Here is a 15,962-nt window from a genome sequence, read left to right as displayed (position 1 = left end):
ACGAAGGAGAAAGACCATGACCAAACAATTCGCATCCGCCGGCGACATGAGCGAAAAGGAAATCTCCTTCACCGAGATCGGCCGGGACCTCTGGGCCTTTACCGCAGAGGGCGATCCGAATTCCGGTGTCATCATCGGTGATGACAGCGTGATGATCATCGAGGCGCAGGCGACCCCGCGCCTGGCGAACAAGGTGATCGAGAAGGTGCGGTCCGTCACCGACAAGCCGATCACGCACCTGGCGCTGACCCATTACCACGCCGTGCGCGTGCTCGGCGCCTCCGCCTATGGCGCCCCGACAATCATCATGAGCGAAAAGGCCCGGTCGATGGTTGCCGAACGCGGGCAGGAGGACTGGGAGAGTGAATTCGCCAGGTTCCCGCGCCTGTTCCAGGGCCACGAGAGTATTCCGGGCCTGACCTGGCCGACCACCACTTTCACCGACCGCATGACGGTCTATCTCGGCAAGCGCCGCGTGGACCTGATGTTCCTGGGCCGGGCCCATACGGCGGGCGACATGGTCATTCATGTCCCCGACGCCAACGTCATGTTCACCGGCGATATCGTCGAGTATCACTCCGCCTGCTATTGCGGCGACGGGCATTTCGGCGACTGGCCGCGCACGCTGGAGCGCATCCGCGATTTCGACCTCGACGCCATCGCGCCGGGCCGCGGCGATGCGCTGGTCGGCACCAAGATGGTCAATGCGGCGCTGGACGCCACCGGCGATTTCGTCCGCTCTACTTATCTTCCCGTCGCCGGGGTCGCCAAGCGGGGCGGATCGCTCAAGGAAGCCTGGGACGCCTGCCGGGCCGTCTGCGATCCGAAATTCTCCGACTATGCGATCTATGAGCACTGCCTGCCGTTCAACGTCGCCCGGGCCTATGACGAAGCGCTCGACATCGACACGCCGCGCATCTGGACCGCCGAACGCGATGCGAAGATGTGGTCGGATCTGCAGGGGTGAGCGATGACCACAGCCATTGAATATCTCCGCCTGATGGCCCGCAACAATGCCTACGCGAATGAGCTGCTGTACGAAGCCTGCTGCAAGCTCGACCAGGCGGCCTTCGAGGCAGAACGGGTCAGTTTCTTTCCCTCGATCCGGGAAACGCTCAACCACACCTTCGAAGTGGACCGCTACTATCTCGATTCCCTGAAGGAGACGGGCAAGGGGCTTTCGGTCTTCGACGTTCCGCATCTGAAAACGGCAGCGGACCTGAAAGACGCGCAGGCGCACGTTGACCGCGAACTCATGGCGTTCTGTGATGGGTTGGGTCCGGACGACCTCGACCGGAAAATCGCGCAGGACAGGGGCGAGGAAGGCAACCGGTTCGAGACGATCGGCAACACGCTGCTGCACCTGTTCCAGCATCAGATCCATCACCGCGGTCAGGTGCATGCCATGCTCGCGGGAACGGATGTGGCCCCGCCGCAGCTGGACGAATTCTTTCTGGAGTTCGACCGCCATCCGGTGGCCGGCCGGCTGAGGAGTGCGGGTTAGGATGCGGCCTTGTCAGTCCGCGAGGGATCGCGTCGGCGGGAAAGCGTCAGCATCCCGAGCCAGGCCAGTCCGCCGAAAAGAACAAGTATCTCGGCTGCGACCACGCTTATGCCGATCATGCTCCAGTTGTCGGCCCAGACCGTGAGCGGACCGAAGACCATGAGGGCGAGCGCGACTCCGGACAGAACCGCGGTCAGAACCCGGAACGTCCAGCGGCGGCCTGACGTGAGCAGGCCTTTTCGTGTGAAAAAGTTCATGTCGCACCTCTTGGAGTTTGCAGAAAGTCAACGCGGAGAGGCCAGAACGGGTTCCCTTAAGGGGCCTATGCGTTGCCCGGAGCGGGCAGATGGGAGGAGACCCAGTGACCAAACTGTTTGAAGCGCCGCTTTATCCGTACAAATGGTCCCCGGACCAGGGAGCCGACAATCCGGTCCGCCATCCGGTGGTCGTCATCGGTGCCGGCCCGGTCGGCCTCGCAACGGCGATCGATCTGGCCCAGGCGGACATTCCGGTTGTCGTTCTGGACGACAACGACAAGGTCAGTGTTGGCTCACGGGCAATCTGCTTTTCCAAACGGTCTCTGGAGATCTTCGACCGGCTCGGGTGCGGCGATGAAATGGTCCGCAAGGGAGTTGTGTGGAATGTCGGCAAGGTCTTCTTCGGCGACCGCCAGGTCTACGACTTCAACCTGCTGCCGGAAGAAGGGCACAAGCGCCCGGCCTTCATCAATCTGCAGCAATATTATTGCGAGCTCTATCTGGTCGAACGCCTGCGCTCCCTGCAGGCGGAAGGCAAGCCGGTGGAAATCCGGGGCGGCAACAAGGTCACCGGCCTGGAACGCAAGGAAGACCATACCCTTGTGTCCATACACACCGAGGATGGCGATTATTTCCTTGAGGCCGACTGGCTGATTGCCTGCGATGGTGCCGGTTCGCCGGCCCGCGCGATGCTGGGACTGGATTTCGTCGGCCGCGTGTTCGAAGACAACTTCCTGATCGCCGACGTGATCATGAAGGCCGAGTTCCCGACCGAGCGCTGGTTCTGGTTCGACCCGCCTTTCAACAAGGGCCAGTCGGCCCTCCTGCACAAGCAGCCGGACGGGGTCTGGAGGATCGATCTGCAACTCGGCTGGAACATCGACAAGGCGCAGGAAAAGAAACCGGAAAACGTCATTCCCCGGCTGAAGCACATGCTGGGCGAGGATGTCGAATTCGATCTAGAATGGGTGTCGATCTACACGTTCCAGTGCCGCCGCATGGAAAAATTCCGTCATGGCCGGGTAATCTTCGCCGGCGACAGCGCGCACCAGGTCTCGCCCTTCGGCGCACGCGGCGCCAATTCCGGGTTTCAGGACATCGACAATCTCGGCTGGAAGCTGAAACTGGTCCTCACGGGCAAGGCGCCGGAAACGCTCCTGGATTCCTATCGCTTCGAACGGGAAATGGCGGCAGACGAGAACATTCTGCAAAGCACGCGCTCGACGGATTTCATTACGCCGAAAACCGAGATGAGCCGCATCTTCCGGGACGCGGCCCTGGATCTGTCCGAGCATCATGCCTTTGCCCGTCCGCTGGTGAATTCCGGCCGGTTGTCGGTTCCCTGCCATTACGATGGTTCGCCGCTGAACGGCCCGGATGCCGATGGACTGCCGGCCCGCACCCGGCCCGGAAGTCCGGCATCCGACGCTCCGGTTGGCCGCTCCTGGCTGCTTGACAAGATCGGCGGCGATTTCGCGCTGTTGGGACTGGGCGTCGACGTCCCTCCAGAAAGCGACGTCCATGGCCTTTCCGTCAAGGGCATAACCGTTCCGCTGAAGGATATCGGTGCGGAGCTGAAGGCCCGTTATCTGGGGGACGTCGGCCAGGCTGTCTATCTGATCCGCCCGGATCAGCATGTGGCAGCGCGCTGGACGATGCTCGACCGGCAGGAAATCTCGAACGCGCTGGCAATCGCGCTCGGCAAGGAAGGAACAGGCACATGAGCGAACTGGTCACCACCGCGAACCTGACGGAGCCGGACGCCTTCTACGCCGATCTTCTGGCGGCGCATGAGGGGCTCGGCAAGCCGGAAAGCGATGCCTATAACGCCAGGCTGATCCTGCTGATGGCCAACCAGATCGGCGACCGGGATGTCCTCAGGAAACTGCTCGATGCGGCACACGCCAAACGCGACGACGCATAGGGCGAACCACCTGAGAATGTCAAAAAACGCCGGGCGGCAGAACGTCCTGGACCTTTTTTGGCGTAGCCGGATTTATTTCGGCAGAAAATTCTTCTATTGGCAACGACCTTCAACCTGTTGCCGGCAAAGAGAAAAACGAGCCTGAATTATTTTGCCTGTAGAAAAGACAACAGCAGTGCTCAATCTTTCACCAATTGTTTAGCCGAACACCCCCTTCATTTCACCCATGTGCTGGGGGAAATGATGTCCAAGCTGCTTACACCTTTGAAGAACATTCGTCTGTCGGCCAAGGTCGGCGGCGGTTTCGTGGCGATGGTTTTTGTGGCCGCGGCTGTCGGTGCCGTCGGCACGGTCGCGATCCTCGGTTTGCGGGCCCAGTCGGACATCAGCGCCAGGACGACGGCGGCCATGGCGGGCCTGCAGCAGGTTGCACAGGCGCAGGAGTCCTATCTTGCCGGCCGAAGCCCTGAATTGGCTGAAGCTGCCAGACTTCAGATCGGTCGGCTGGAATCGGCTCTGGTCGCGCTCGATGACGTGTCCGGACAAGGCGGCGGCCACGAGCAGACGGTGGAAGCCATTTCGCTTGTCGGTCAGTTGGGCAGCGAGTTCGATGGCGTGGTGGAGGCGGTAGACCACCGTCAGGCACAGGTTGCGACGCTGCTGCGGTCGGCGGCCGGACTGCAATCCATCGCCGCGCAGATCAACGACCGGATGAACAAGATACAGCGCGACGCGAGCAGCGCGGCCAAGACGGCGAGCGGAACGCGCAACCGCGCCGACAAGGTCGGCCGCATGCTCTCCGACATGGAAGACCTGACGGCGGACCTGAACGCAAAGATCGCTGATGCCGGTGAAGGAAACTCACTTGTGCCTGAAACGGCGATGGCCGTTACCGAAGGAACGCAAAGCCTCGCCAGGATGGCTGCGAAAGCCGGCAAGCTCAAGGTGGACGGCGTCGAGCCCGCCAAGGTAAAGGCCCTGGCCGATATGGCCGGCGCACTTTCCGAAAAGCTTCCGAAGCCGGAAGGTGAGGGGGCCGCGGACGCGTCCGTGCCGGCCGCCCTTGCGGCGGAAGTCGCCTCCGGGCTGTCCCAGCTTCACGGTCAAGCCTCCGCCCTGCGCAAGGTCGTCTATGCCGCAACCGACGATGCCAAGGCCATTGCCGGCAAGGCGACATCGCAGCTTGGCATTGTCGATCTCGTGAACGTGAACGTGAACAAGTTTCAGAATGCGTCCATGGACATCCGGTCGGCGACCATGGAGTTCTTCGCCGGGTTTGAAACCATGGGGGCGGATGAAGTCACCAACAGGATCGAGACCCTGCGCTACCTTGCCAATCTCTTGAAGGCGGACAGTGCCGTCTTTCCGGAAATCCAGGATGCGGTGGCCTCGATCGAAACAGAGGTCAATTCCTACGAGGCCGAATTCGCCGCCATGGTGAGCGCGAAGGAAGCCTTTGACGCCAGTCGCGAAGATCTGGTGGCCGTGTCCGACAAGGTGCGCAGCGTGATTACCGGCCTGACCGAAGCGCAGTCCGCCAGCGCCTACGCGCGAGCGAACACCGCGCTCGGCCTGATCGCGGCGGCTCTGGTCGCCGCCATCGTGGCCGGCGGTCTGCTTGCTTTCGTGCTCTCGCTGGTCATCACCCGTCCGACGCGCGCCCTGACTGAAGCCATGGGCCGGTTGGCCGAAGGGGACACGGATGTGGTGATCCCCTCCACCGACCAGCGGGACGAAATCGGCGACATGAGCCGCACCGTACGGGTCTTCCAGGAAAATGCCCGCGAGCGCATCCGCCTGGAAAACGAGGCCAATTCCCATCGTGAAGCCCAGTACGCCCGCCAGCATGAGATCGAGGATCTGATCGTCGGCTTTCGCGAGGAAATCAAGGGTCTTCTCGGTGCCCTGGACGAGACGGCTGCCGGCATGTCCAGCACGGCAATGGCGCTCGGCGGCATTGCCGAGACCAGCGCCAAACAGGCAGGCGATACGGCCAAGGTCAGTGAAGATGCCAGCATGAGCGTGGAAAATGTTGCCGGCGCGGCGGAGGAACTGTCCACGTCCATCGACGAAATCGCCGAGCAGGTGCGCCGCTCTTCCGACATCGTCACGTCGGCAACGGGCGCCGTTCACGAAACCAACGGCAAGGTTCAGGGCCTGGCGGAGGCGGCCACGAAGATCGGTGAGGTTGTCAGTCTCATTCAGGCGATCGCGGAGCAGACCAATCTCCTGGCGCTGAATGCCACAATCGAGGCGGCTCGCGCAGGCGATGCCGGCAAGGGATTTGCGGTCGTCGCGGCGGAAGTCAAGGAACTGGCGACCCAGACTTCCAAGGCGACCGAGGAGATCTCCTCGCAGATCCAGACGATCCAGGAATCCACCAGGTCGGCCGTTTCCGCGATTGGAGAAATTTCCAGTACGATGGAAGAGGTCAACGGCTATACGCAAGGGATCTCTGCCGCGGTTACCCAGCAGGGGTCTGCCACCAACGAGATTTCCGGAAACGTGCAACGGGCGGCCGAGAGCACCATGGCCGTGACTTCCAACATGGCGAGCCTCGCCCGGTCGGTTGCCGAAACCAAGGAGGCTTCCGGCGAAGTCCTGGCTGCCTCGGACACGCTCAGCGCCCGCAGCAGGGCGCTGAAAGAGGGAATCGAGAGCTTCCTCAACCGAGTGACAGCGGCCTAATCTGCGTTATCGCATGTCTTCATCGGGGTGGCAGGTTTCAACCTGCCGCCCTTTTTCGTTCAGCTGCAGGTCGCCGCGGACCCGATGGACGCAGCCGCCCCGGGCTCTCTGCCGCAAGATCGGTGGAACAACTTCCTTCGCGGAACGGTTTTCGTTTCAATAGGGAGTGTCGAACACTCCGATGGGAATCCGCCCTTTCGTCTCGGTGCCGTGCCGGAAGGCTGAGAGCAATCATGAGGGAGTTGGCCATGCACATATCAGCACTCACGCGCGCGCTTCTCGTGTTGGGAGTCAGCATTGGCCCTGCAGGCCACGGCTGGGCGCAGCAGGAACAGAACCAGGGCGAGCAGCAGCAGGCCGGCCCGCCGGAGGTGACCGACCTTGAGGCATGGAACTACGATGATCTCTATGCCGATGGCTGGAGCGTTGATGCCATGCTCCACGACACCGACGTGCGCGGCCCGGACGGCGACGAAATCGGTGCTATCGAGAATATCATCATCAGCGAGAGCAACAGGATCGTCGCCGTGATCGCCGAAGTCGGCGGCTTCTGGGATATCGGCGACACGCACGTTTCGGTTCCGTGGGACGAGGTTAAGGTCGGACCCGCGTTCGATTACATCGAGATTCCGGTCAGAGAGGACAGTGTTGGCGACTACGACCCGTTGGGAGACAAATCCCTCCTGAGCAGGGACGAAGTCAAGAATACGCAGGTCATCGACAGCGATCTTTTGGCCGGTCCACGGCTTTGGAAGGCCACTGACGTCATCGGCGATACCGCCTTGCTGAGCGACAACACGGGTTACGGCTATGTGGACGACCTGATCGCCGGCAAGGACGGGGAAATAAAGGCCGTCGTGGTCAACACGACCGCCAACTACGGGACCGGGGAATTTGCCTTTCCGTTCTACGGCTACGACCACGGTTTCCGCCCGGGCGCTCCGTATTATGCGCTTCCTTACCAGACGGACGATGCCGCCAATCTCGAGGCCTTCCACAGGGCCCGGCTCGGGCAACGATAGGCCCTCTCGAAACCGGTCGGGACGACGCAGTCGGCAAATATCGAGCCGTTGGTCGCGGGCAGAACAACGGACCTTGGAACTTTTGTTCAGTCGAATTCTTTCCAGCAAAAACCGGCTTTTCGGTACGAGCGGATCTACGGGCTCGGCGGTTTCGCCGTTCCCTGCCGGTCGTGATGCTGATGTGACCGGTTTTGATATTGCAACTCATTTGCAACTAGCTTGACAATTGCGAATGAGTTGCAATATCACTTGCAGGAGTTTAATCCATAAGGGTAATGATGATGCTGAAAAAACTGGTCCTGACGGCTTCCCTGGCGATGTTTGGCGCAGGCCTTGCGACAAGCTCTCTCGCCGGCGAGAAGATGAAGGTGGCGACGACCTTCACCGTGATTGCGGACATCGCGCAGAATGTGGCCGGAGATGCCGCGGAAGTGGTTTCGATCACCAAGCCCGGAGCGGAGATCCATGGCTACGAGCCGACGCCGCAGGACATCGTCCGGGCCTCCGATGCGGATCTGATCCTGTGGAACGGCATGAACCTGGAGCTCTGGTTCGAGCAATTTCTCTCCAACACGGGCGACATCCCATCGGTGACGCTCACGGACGGCGTTGAGCCGATCCCGATCGCCGCTGGTTCCTATGAAGGCAAGCCGAACCCCCACGCCTGGATGGGGCTTGATAACGCCCTGATCTACATCGACAATATCGTGAAGGCTTTTTCCGAGCATGATCCCGACAACGCGGAGATCTATGCCAGGAACGCCGAAATCTACAAAGACAAGCTGCGCGCGACAATTGAACCGCTGCGCGAGGAGATCGCGAAGATACCCGAGGACCGGCGCTGGCTGGTTACCTGCGAGGGCGCTTTCAGTTACCTGGCGCGTGATTTCGGCATGAAGGAGCTGTATCTTTGGCCGATGAACGCGGACCAGGTCGGCACACCGCAGCAGGTGCGGGCCGTGATCGACGGGGTCCGGGAGCACAACATCCCGGTCGTGTTCTGCGAAAGCACGGTCAATACCGCACCGGCCGAGCAGGTGGCCCGCGAAACCGGTGCAAAATACGGTGGCGTGCTTTATGTGGATTCCTTGAGCGAGGCTGACGGCGAGGTGCCGACGTATCTCGACCTCCTGCAAGTCACCTCGAGCACGGTTGCCGAAGGGCTGAAAGCCGCGAAGGATTGAATGCCTGTTGCCGAGAGCGGACCTGGAATGAATGTGAGATCTGCGGCGGTGGCGCCGCAGGCACCTGTTTGCAAAGAGTGAAACTGGAATGGCCCCATGCTGAATGTCATCGAGGACCCGGACGTGAACCAGCGGCCTGAAGTGGCGGACGGCGGGATCTCCGCGGAAGACGTCACGGTCACCTACCGGAGCGGACACACCGCGTTGTGGGATGCCAGCTTTCAGATCCCGCGCGGCACGGTGACGGCGCTCGTGGGGGTCAACGGCGCGGGCAAGTCGACGCTGTTCAAGGCTCTCATGGGCTTCGTGCCGGTTGCCAGGGGAAAGATCCGGATCCTTGGCATGACCGTTCGCGAGGCCTTGCGCAAGAACCTGGTCGCCTATGTGCCACAGGCGGAAGAGGTCGACTGGTCTTTTCCGGTGCTCGTGGAAGATGTCGTCATGATGGGCCGCTACGGCCACATGGGCTTTTTGCGGCGCCCGAAACCGGCTGACCACGAAGCGGTTGAAGAGGCGCTCAAACGTGTGGGCATGCAGGAGTTCCGTCACCGGCAGATCGGCGAACTGTCGGGCGGTCAGCGCAAGCGCGTCTTCCTGGCGCGTGCGCTTGCCCAGGACGGGCAGGTGATCCTGCTCGACGAGCCTTTCACCGGGGTCGACGTCAAGACCGAGGACCAGATCGTCGCGCTGTTGCGGGAATTGCGGGACGAGGGCAGGGTGATGCTTGTGTCCACCCACAATCTCGGTTCCGTTCCCGAGTTCTGCGACAGGACGGTGCTGATGAAGGGCACCGTGCTGGCCTACGGTCCGACGGAGACGACCTTCAACCGCAAGAACCTGGAACTGGCATTCGGCGGCGTTCTGCGCCACTTCACCATCAGCGGCCAGACGCTGCACACCGACAGCGATCAGCGCAAGGTGACCATTCTGACCGATGACGAACGGCCCTTCGTTCAATATGGCGACGAGGTTCAGACCAGCGAGGTTCGCAAGTGATGGACCTGTTGCTGGAGCCGTTCACCTACAGCTACATGACCAACGCCATGTGGGTCTCGGCTCTGGTCGGCGGCGTCTGCGCCTTCCTGTCCGCCTATCTGATGCTGAAGGGCTGGTCGCTGATCGGCGATGCCCTGTCCCATTCGGTGGTGCCCGGCGTTGCCGGTGCCTATATCATCGGCCTGCCGTTTTCCCTCGGCGCCTTTATCGCCGGCGGACTTGCGGCCGGCGCCATGCTGTTCCTGTCGGAACGGTCCGGATTGAAGGTCGATGTGATCATCGGCCTGATTTTCACGTCATTCTTCGGTCTCGGTCTGTTCATCGTTTCCGTCAATCCCATGTCCGTCTCCATCCAGACCATCACCATGGGCAACATCCTGGCGATCACGCCGGAGGACACGCTGCAACTGGCCATCATCGGTTTCGTCTCGCTGGCGGTCCTGCTCGCCAAGTGGAAGGACCTGATGGTCACCTTCTTCGACGAGAACCACGCCCGAACCATCGGCCTTCGTCCTGGCCTCTTGAAGGCGGTCTTCTTCGTGCTCCTGTCCGCATCCGTGGTCGCGGCGATGCAGACAGTGGGCGCCTTTCTGGTGATCGCGATGGTGGTCACCCCGGGGGCCACGGCCTATCTTCTGTGCGACCGCTTTCCGCGGCTCATCATGCTGTCCGTCGCGATCGGTGCGCTGACCAGTTTCACGGGGGCTTACGCCAGCTATTTCCTCGATGGCGCGACCGGCGGCATCATCGTCACGCTGCAGACGCTGATATTCCTCGTCGCTTTCCTGCTGGCGCCCAAACACGGGCTTCTGGCCGCGCGCCGCAAGGCGGCCGCCGCCCTGCGCAGAAGCCCTCCTGAGACGGCTGCACCTGTCGAAGCCGGGTCGTCCCGGCCGGCCGGACCCGGGGAGATGCTGTGATGGACTTCGACACGCTGTTGCTGCCGTTCAACTTCGGCTTCATGCAGAATGCCTTCCTGATCTGCGTGATCGTGTCGGTCCCGACCGCGCTTCTGTCCTGCTTTCTGGTCATGAAGGGCTGGGCCCTGATGGGCGATGCGGTCAGCCACGCGGTGCTACCTGGCATCGTGCTCGCCTATATCCTGGGAATTCCGCTGCTCGTCGGCGCCTTCGCCGCCGGCATGGTCTGCGCGCTGCTGACCGGATTCCTGTCCGGCAACAGCCGCGTCAAGCAGGACACGGTCATGGGCGTGGTGTTTTCCGGCATGTTCGGCATCGGCATCGTGCTCTATGTCTCGATCGAGACCAATGCCCATCTGGATCACATCCTCTTCGGCAACATGCTGGGCGTCGAGCCGGACGAGCTTCTGACCTCCGGCATCATCGCGCTGGTCGTCGGCAGCGCTCTGGTGCTCAAGTGGAAGGACCTTGTCCTGCACAGCTTCGACCCCGCCCAGGCGCAGGCCTCGGGCTTGCCCGTCAACCTGCTGCACTACGGCGTCCTGGCCGCCCTCTCGCTCACCATCGTCGCCACCCTGTCCGCCGCCGGGCTGATCCTGGCAATCGGCCTGCTGATCGCTCCCGGAGCGATTGCCTTCCTGCTGGTGCGTACCTTCGCGGCGATGCTGTGGGTCTCGGTTCTCGTCTGCATGGCCGCGATGCTGGCCGGCACCTATGCCAGTTTCTTCCTCGACAGCGCCCCGGCACCGACGATCATCCTGATCCTCACTGCCGGCTTCATCATCGCCTTCATCCGCCGCCAGGTCGTGACACGGCAAAATTCGATGCGGCGCGTGGAGGCGGAGAAGCTGGCCGAGTGACCTTCGGTTCCCTTCCTGCCGCCTGGAAGAGCCGGCATCCGGGCCGGCCCATCAAAATGTTCCGGCCGGCCCCCGCTGCGCTTACAATTTGGTACACTATATAGATTGTTGAAACCGGGGATCTGCCGTAGAGACCTGAGGCAGGAAATCCTTTTAAGCGTTATCGGCTCGCAAAAGCCGGGTGGAGTGTTCTTTGTCGCTTTGGAAACAGTTCGTGCTGACCCTTGTGGCAGTTGCGGTCGCAGCGGGGCTGTGGGTTCGCTATTATCCGGGAGCCGGGACGCTCCTGGCGCAATGGGGCGTCGACTGGCTGCCGATTTCGGTCGCCAACGTCAGCCCGCAGGATGCCGGGCGGCCGGGAGGCGGGCGCGGCGGACCCCAGGCCACGGTGGTGACGACGCCGGTGGTGGACATCACCATCAACGACCGCCTTTCCGCAATCGGCACCAGCACCGCGCTGCAGTCCGTCGCGGTGACGCCCTTTACCAGCGGCCGGATGACCGAGGTGCTGGTCAAATCCGGCGCCACCGTGAAGGCCGGCGACATCATCGCGCGCCTTGATGCCGACGCCGAGCAGATTGCCGTCGAGCGGGCCTCCAATGCTCTCAAGGATGCCGAGGCGCGGCTGCAGCGCATGCAGGCGTTGCGCAAGACCAATACCGCCACGACGGTCCAGGTCACCGACGCCGAACTGGCGGTCGACAATGCGCGCCTCCAGCTTCGCGAAGCCGAACTGGCCCTGTCGCGCCGGTCCGTCGAGACGCCGATCGGCGGCATTGTCGGCATCCTGCCGATTACGGCGGGCAACTATGTCTCTCCCCAGACGGTCATTGCCACGATCGACGACCGCAGCGAGATCCTGGTCGACTTCTGGGTGCCCGAGCGCTATGCCTCCTCGATCAAGGTCGGCTCGCCGCTGACGGCGTCATCGGTCGCGCGGCCGGGCGAGACCTTCGAAGGCGTGATCAGCGCTGTCGACAACCGGGTCGACAGCGACAGCAGGACGCTTCAGGTGCGCGCGCGCTTTGCCAACGATGCCGACAAGCTGCGGGCCGGAATGTCCTTCCAGGTATCCATGACGTTCCCGGGCGACCATTATCCGGGTGTCGATCCGCTTGCCGTGCAATGGGGCTCGGACGGTGCATTCGTCTGGGCCGTGCGCGAGGGGCGGGGCGTACGGGTCCCGGTAAACATCATCCAGCGCAACACAGACAGCGTGCTCGTCGATGCCGAGCTGACGCCGGAGGACGAGGTGGTGACCGAGGGCATTCACCTCGTTCGCCATGGTGCCGACGTGGCGGTTGCCGGCCGCAAGCAGGCGCCGGCCTCCGACGAACCGCTGAAAACCTCTTCCACCGGAAGCGGGTCGTGAGGCGCCGATGAAAATGGACCGCCTCAAGGATCTCGGCTTCACCGGCCTGTTCGTCCGCCGTCCCGTGCTGGCCTTCGTGATCAACATGCTGACCGTCGTCGCCGGCATCGCGGCGATCTTCGGCGTTGAGGTCCGTGAACTGCCGGACGTGGACCGGCCGGTCATCTCCGTGCGCACCGACTATCCCGCTGCCGCGGCCGAGACCATCGACCGCGAGGTGACCGGGATCATCGAGGGGGCGGTCTCCCGCGTTTCCGGCGTCAAGTCCATCTCGTCTTCCTCGTCCTTCGGCCAGAGCCGCGTCACGGTGGAATTCTCCGACGATGTCGATCTCGACGTCGCCGCCTCCGACATGCGCGATGCGCTCGGCCGCATCACCAACGACCTGCCGGAGGATGCGGAGGCATCGCGCATCGTCAAGGCGGACGCCAATGCGCAGGCAGTCGTGCGACTCGGCCTGACATCCGACCGCATGTCGGTCGAAGACATGACCGTTCTCGTGGAGGAGGAGATCGCCGACACGCTGGCCTCCGTCGCCGGCGTCGCCGATGTCCAGGTCTACGGCGACCGGGACAAGATCTTCCGCATCGATATCGACCAGGCCAAGCTGGCGAGCCTCAACCTCACCATTGCCGATGTCGCCAGCGCCCTGTCGTCCATGGCCTTCGACACGCCGGCCGGATCGCTGACCAGCAACAACCAGGACCTGATCGTGCGCGCAACCGCCGCGATCAGCACGCCGGAAGCGTTCGAGAACATCATCGTCAACAGCCGGGCCCGGCTGCGGGACTTCGCCACGGTGACGCTCGGGCCGGATACCGGCCAGACCCAGCTTCGCGCCAACGGGCAGGCGGGCATCGGCCTCGGCATCATCCGCGCCGCGCAGTCGAACACGCTGGAAATCTCCGAAGGCGTCCGCGCCATGGCGGCCAGGATCCAGGAAAACCTGCCCGACGGCACGACCATCGAGATCACCAGCGACGACGCGACCTTCATCAACGGCGCCATTCACGAGGTGGAGATCGCGCTTGCCATCGCGGTCAGCATCGTTCTCCTGATCATCTTCATCTTCCTGTGGGACTGGCGCGCCACGATCATTCCCGGCGTCTCGCTGCCGGTGGCCCTCATCGGCACATTGGCGGCCATTTACCTTGCCGGCTTCTCCATCAACATCCTGACCCTTCTGGCGCTCGTGCTGGCGACCGGGCTGGTCGTGGATGACGCCATCGTGGTTCTGGAGAATATCGTCCGGAGGCGCAACGAGGGGATGGGCCCGCGCGCGGCCGCCGTGCTGGGCACGGAAGAGGTCTTCTTCGCCGTTCTGGCGACCACCGCGACGCTGATCGCCGTCTTCGTTCCCCTGTCGTTTCTTCCCGGTCAGACGGGCGGGCTGTTCCGCGAGTTCGGCTTCGTGCTGGCCATTGCCGTGTTCCTGTCGTCCATCGTCGCCCTGTCCCTGTGCCCGATGCTCGCATCGCGTATCCTGAAGACCGGCGAGGATCAGGGCGGTGACGGCAAGGGCAACGGCCACAGCGGCCCCGTCGGGGCCGTGGGACGCTTCCTGACCGCTCTCTACCGGCGGACCCTCCATGCCTGCCTGGATGCGCCGGTCGTCGTCGTGGCGGTCTCGCTGCTCTTTGCGGCCTCGGCGGGCATCCTGTTCGGGACGATCAAGTCTGAGCTGACCCCCACGGAAGACCGCTCCATCGCCTTCATGCGCGTCTCGGCGCCGCAAGGCGTCAGCCTGGACTATCTCACCCAGAAGATGCGGGAGATCGAAGTTCTGCTGGAGCCTTATCGCGACGCCGGCGAGATCACCAGCACGTTCTCCATCGCCGGAACGGGCGGCTCCAAGAACAGCGGCTTCATGGTGATGCGCCTCGCCCCCTGGGACGAGCGGATCCGCTCGCAGCAGGACATCCTGTCGGAGGTGAGCGCACTCGTCCGCGAGGTTCCGGGCGTGCGCGCCTTTGCCTTCCAGCCCAACAGCCTGGGGATCCGCGGCGCTGGTTCGGGCCTTCAGTTCGCGGTCGCCGGCAGCAACTACGCGCAACTGGGCGAGGCCGCGGAGCGGATCATCGCGGCGATGGAAGAAGAACCCCGCTTCCGCCAGGCGCGCCGGTCGACCGAGGCCACGCAGCCGCAGCTTTCCGTGTCGATCGACCGCGAGCGCGCCTCGGATCTGGGCATCGACATCAACGGTCTCGGCGCGGCCATGCAGGCCATGCTCGACGGGCGCAAGATCGGCCAGGTGTTCATCAACGACCGGGCCTTCGACGTGAAGTTCGTTTCCACCACCAATCCGATCAACGACCCGACGGATATGGAAAACATCTTCATCAAGACCGGGGACGGCCGGTTCGTCCCGGTCTCGACCATCGCCACTCTGGTGGAAAAGGCGGTTCCGCCGTCGCTAGAGCGGGAACAGCAGCTCCGCGCCGTCGCCATCACGACAAGCCTTGCGCCGGACTTCGCCCTTGGCGATGCCTATGAGCGGGCGCTGGAAATCGCCGGGCCGCTTCTGCCGCCCGGGGCGCGCATCATCCCGCTTGCCGAAACGGCGACCCTCGGCGAACAGTCGTCCTCCATGGGCCGCACATTCGGCTTTGCCATCATCATCATTCTTCTGGTGCTGGCGGCCCAGTTCGAAAGCTTCGTCAGCGCGATCATCATCATGGCGACCGTGCCCCTTGGCCTTGCCTGCGCCGTGTTCGCCATGCTGCTGACCGGCACGACGCTGAACGTCTATTCCCAGATCGGCCTCGTGCTTCTGGTGGGGATCATGGCCAAGAACGGCATCCTGATCGTCGAATTCGCCAACCAGTTGCGCGACCGCGGGCAGGGGGTGCGCGAGGCGATCGAGAATGCCGCGAACATCCGCCTCAGGCCGGTGATGATGACCATGATCTGCACGATCGTCGGCGGCCTGCCGCTGATCATGGCCAGCGGCGCCGGCGCGGAAGCCCGCATCGCGCTCGGCTATGTCATCGTCGGCGGCCTCGGCCTTGCAACGCTGTCGACGCTGTTCCTGACGCCGGTCGCCTATCTGCTCCTCGGCCGCTTCATCACCCCCGCCGTCAAGGAGGAGGAACGCCTCCACCGGGAAATCGACGCGGCACAATCCCTCGGCCGCACACCGGGGGAATAGCGGGACGGGAACGTTTGAAACAAGAAGCCGCCTCCCGCTCGCCTACCTCCCCATCGTCATCCCGGCCAAGCGCCAGCGCGAGCCGGG

General features: G+C 63.1%; 13 protein-coding genes. 12 read left to right on the top strand and 1 reads right to left on the bottom strand.

Annotated features, from left to right (window positions below; all coding sequences use genetic code 11):
* The first annotated feature begins 16 nt into the window (after positions 1 to 16).
* Together ON753_RS14205 and ON753_RS14200 are read left to right on the top strand one after the other, a co-directional pair.
* The gene (locus ON753_RS14205; protein WP_265963284.1) at positions 17 to 967 is read left to right on the top strand and encodes an MBL fold metallo-hydrolase; all 951 of its coding nucleotides are present in this window, start codon (positions 17 to 19) and stop codon (positions 965 to 967) included.
* A gap of 3 nt (positions 968 to 970) precedes the next feature.
* Positions 971 to 1,504, top strand: coding sequence for a DinB family protein (locus tag ON753_RS14200; RefSeq protein WP_265963283.1), 534 nt, complete (start codon positions 971 to 973; stop codon positions 1,502 to 1,504).
* Here the strand turns inward: ON753_RS14200 and ON753_RS14195 are convergent.
* A complete protein-coding gene (locus ON753_RS14195; RefSeq protein WP_265963282.1) occupies positions 1,501 to 1,761 on the bottom strand; it encodes a hypothetical protein in 261 nt (86 codons plus the stop codon). The two genes, ON753_RS14200 and ON753_RS14195, sit on opposite strands and share 4 nt — an antisense overlap.
* An 89-nt stretch (positions 1,762 to 1,850) precedes the next feature.
* Between ON753_RS14195 and ON753_RS14190 the strand changes: the two genes are divergently transcribed.
* The 10 genes from ON753_RS14190 (at position 1,851) to ON753_RS14145 (ending at position 15,875) form a co-directional block, all read left to right on the top strand.
* Entirely contained in the window at positions 1,851 to 3,485 is a 1,635-nt protein-coding gene (locus tag ON753_RS14190) for an FAD-dependent oxidoreductase (protein WP_265963281.1), read from the top strand.
* Positions 3,482 to 3,685: a DUF2783 domain-containing protein gene (locus ON753_RS14185; protein WP_265963280.1), complete on the top strand. Its 204-nt coding sequence runs from the start codon at positions 3,482 to 3,484 to the stop codon at positions 3,683 to 3,685. The genes ON753_RS14190 and ON753_RS14185 overlap by 4 nt, the downstream gene beginning before the upstream one ends.
* Before the next feature lie 243 nt (positions 3,686 to 3,928).
* Entirely contained in the window at positions 3,929 to 6,373 is a 2,445-nt protein-coding gene (locus ON753_RS14180) for a methyl-accepting chemotaxis protein (protein WP_265963279.1), read from the top strand.
* 248 nt (positions 6,374 to 6,621) lie between these two features.
* The gene (locus ON753_RS14175) at positions 6,622 to 7,395 is read left to right on the top strand and encodes a PRC-barrel domain-containing protein (protein ID WP_265963278.1); all 774 of its coding nucleotides are present in this window, start codon (positions 6,622 to 6,624) and stop codon (positions 7,393 to 7,395) included.
* Positions 7,396 to 7,670: 275 nt separating this feature from the next.
* Positions 7,671 to 8,579, top strand: a complete 909-nt coding sequence (locus ON753_RS14170) for a metal ABC transporter substrate-binding protein (RefSeq protein WP_265963277.1) — start codon at positions 7,671 to 7,673, stop codon at positions 8,577 to 8,579.
* A gap of 96 nt (positions 8,580 to 8,675) precedes the next feature.
* Positions 8,676 to 9,575: a manganese/iron ABC transporter ATP-binding protein gene (locus tag ON753_RS14165; RefSeq protein ID WP_323054735.1), complete on the top strand. Its 900-nt coding sequence runs from the start codon at positions 8,676 to 8,678 to the stop codon at positions 9,573 to 9,575.
* Complete coding sequence (locus ON753_RS14160) at positions 9,575 to 10,495, top strand: metal ABC transporter permease (protein ID WP_265967161.1); 921 nt, start codon at positions 9,575 to 9,577, stop codon at positions 10,493 to 10,495. Before ON753_RS14165 ends, ON753_RS14160 begins: the two co-directional genes overlap by 1 nt.
* Positions 10,495 to 11,355 (top strand): metal ABC transporter permease, encoded by an 861-nt coding sequence (locus tag ON753_RS14155; protein WP_265963276.1) that lies wholly within the window; start codon positions 10,495 to 10,497, stop codon positions 11,353 to 11,355. Before ON753_RS14160 ends, ON753_RS14155 begins: the two co-directional genes overlap by 1 nt.
* Before the next feature lie 193 nt (positions 11,356 to 11,548).
* Complete coding sequence (locus ON753_RS14150) at positions 11,549 to 12,727, top strand: efflux RND transporter periplasmic adaptor subunit (RefSeq protein WP_265963275.1); 1,179 nt, start codon at positions 11,549 to 11,551, stop codon at positions 12,725 to 12,727.
* A gap of 7 nt (positions 12,728 to 12,734) precedes the next feature.
* Positions 12,735 to 15,875, top strand: a complete 3,141-nt coding sequence (locus tag ON753_RS14145) for an efflux RND transporter permease subunit (RefSeq protein ID WP_265963274.1) — start codon at positions 12,735 to 12,737, stop codon at positions 15,873 to 15,875.
* Positions 15,876 to 15,962 lie beyond the last annotated feature (87 nt).

The organism is Roseibium salinum, assembly GCF_026240905.1.
Lineage (GTDB): Bacteria > Pseudomonadota > Alphaproteobacteria > Rhizobiales > Stappiaceae > Roseibium > Roseibium salinum.
This window is presented reverse-complemented; position numbering and strand designations above follow the sequence as displayed.

Bases quoted from the DNA above. Each gene is read 5' to 3' on its own strand.
- ON753_RS14205 (WP_265963284.1), top strand. From the start codon at position 17: ATGACCAAACAATTCGCATCCGCCGGCGACATGAGCGAAAAGGAAATC.
- ON753_RS14200 (WP_265963283.1), top strand. From the start codon at position 971: ATGACCACAGCCATTGAATATCTCCGCCTGATGGCCCGCAACAATGCC.
- ON753_RS14195 (WP_265963282.1), bottom strand. From the start codon at position 1,761: ATGAACTTTTTCACACGAAAAGGCCTGCTCACGTCAGGCCGCCGCTGG.
- ON753_RS14190 (WP_265963281.1), top strand. From the start codon at position 1,851: ATGGGAGGAGACCCAGTGACCAAACTGTTTGAAGCGCCGCTTTATCCG.
- ON753_RS14185 (WP_265963280.1), top strand. From the start codon at position 3,482: ATGAGCGAACTGGTCACCACCGCGAACCTGACGGAGCCGGACGCCTTC.
- ON753_RS14180 (WP_265963279.1), top strand. From the start codon at position 3,929: ATGTCCAAGCTGCTTACACCTTTGAAGAACATTCGTCTGTCGGCCAAG.
- ON753_RS14175 (WP_265963278.1), top strand. From the start codon at position 6,622: ATGCACATATCAGCACTCACGCGCGCGCTTCTCGTGTTGGGAGTCAGC.
- ON753_RS14170 (WP_265963277.1), top strand. From the start codon at position 7,671: ATGATGATGCTGAAAAAACTGGTCCTGACGGCTTCCCTGGCGATGTTT.
- ON753_RS14165 (WP_323054735.1), top strand. From the start codon at position 8,676: ATGCTGAATGTCATCGAGGACCCGGACGTGAACCAGCGGCCTGAAGTG.
- ON753_RS14160 (WP_265967161.1), top strand. From the start codon at position 9,575: ATGGACCTGTTGCTGGAGCCGTTCACCTACAGCTACATGACCAACGCC.
- ON753_RS14155 (WP_265963276.1), top strand. From the start codon at position 10,495: ATGGACTTCGACACGCTGTTGCTGCCGTTCAACTTCGGCTTCATGCAG.
- ON753_RS14145 (WP_265963274.1), top strand. From the start codon at position 12,735: ATGAAAATGGACCGCCTCAAGGATCTCGGCTTCACCGGCCTGTTCGTC.